The sequence below is a fragment of the Peribacillus alkalitolerans genome (assembly GCF_010882125.1).
Taxonomy (GTDB): Bacteria; Bacillota; Bacilli; order Bacillales; family DSM-1321; genus Bacillus_BN; species Bacillus_BN alkalitolerans.
The window spans coordinates 1-1,101 of the sequence record NZ_JAAGVZ010000072.1; the positions used below are offsets into that span (position 1 = coordinate 1).

2 protein-coding genes are annotated in these 1,101 nt (G+C 31.2%); one reads left to right on the plus strand and one right to left on the minus strand.

All coding sequences use genetic code 11. The features are described 5' to 3' along the window. Window positions 1-27 precede the first annotated feature (27 nt). Window positions 28-420 (minus strand): hypothetical protein, encoded by a 393-nt coding sequence (locus G3O09_RS22030; RefSeq protein ID WP_163103576.1) that lies wholly within the window; start codon window positions 418-420, stop codon window positions 28-30. Between the two features lie 167 nt (window positions 421-587). Between G3O09_RS22030 and G3O09_RS22035 the strand changes: the two genes are divergently transcribed. Next, the gene (locus G3O09_RS22035; RefSeq protein WP_163103577.1) at window positions 588-1,064 is read left to right on the plus strand and encodes a hypothetical protein; all 477 of its coding nucleotides are present in this window, start codon (window positions 588-590) and stop codon (window positions 1,062-1,064) included. Window positions 1,065-1,101 lie beyond the last annotated feature (37 nt).

A 1,101-nucleotide genomic window follows, 5' to 3' on the forward strand; every position in this document is an offset into this window, starting at 1 on the left:
TGTGTTATGTTACAGCTATTAAGTTTATTAATTATCTAACTTGTTCATTTGTTCTAATACATGTTGTTTTACACGTAGTTTTTCTTCTTTGTTCATGTTAAGAGACATTTCACCTTTTAAACGATCAGTTAAAAGGGTTAAAGGCTTATGCTCTTCTATTGATCTTTCTTTTTCTCCTGCTATTAGAAAGATATACGTGCTTAAGTAATCTCCTTTTTTATTATAGAAATCCATTATAGTGTAAATCTCTAACTTTTTATCATTTCTAGTTATCGTGTTTGATTTAATTATTTTGTCATGCTCATTGTGAACGGCAACCCAAACTTTTTCTCCTTTTATGTCCATTAAGTCAACTAAATCACATGAAGACAAAAGAAGAGAAGCCAATAGAATAGCAATTATTTTTAGTGTGTTAGACAAAGATTCACCTTCTATAAAACCTTTTAATATCATCATAAGCTTAGTTGACTGTAAGTATTCATTTTTTTATCTATTACATAAACTGATGAGTATACCTTGATACCTATCGGATAGAACAAATGACGAAAGAGAAAACTATCCTTAATTAAAGTTTTTTGGAGGATTTTATGAAAAAGACACTATGTATTATGCTTATTCTTTGTCTTGTATCTCCTTTAGGAGTTCAAAAGGTTGCTGCAGAAAGTGATTTTGAACTTTCAAAGTCTGAAATCAATATTTTAAGTATTCCAAACGTATTGAGGTATGATTTTCTTATCACTAATAAGACTCCATCCAAAGGTTTAAAACATCCAGAATATCGTGGACATTACTATCCTCAGCCTTCAATGGAGATTGCAGTTATTCCGGGAAAAAAACTTTCTTCAGTAATGAGTAGATTCCCGAGATCTTCAACGTTTAAGTTGAATCCAGTTGGCGGATCTTCTCAAGGTGATCTACGGACGCAAAAAAAGGTGTTATTCAGTGTAGAATACAAGATTAAAAAGAATGCTGACTTAAAGAAAGTAAGAGAATATGCTACGGATAGTACGCTTATTATTTTCGATGGTCTTAAAGAAGTTGCTGAATTTCCACTAAATAGGTAGAATCCTTCTGTATCAGCTCTGTTTTTGTGAGTATAAG

Bases quoted from the DNA above. Each gene is read 5' to 3' on its own strand.
- G3O09_RS22035 (WP_163103577.1), top strand. From the start codon at position 588: ATGAAAAAGACACTATGTATTATGCTTATTCTTTGTCTTGTATCTCCT.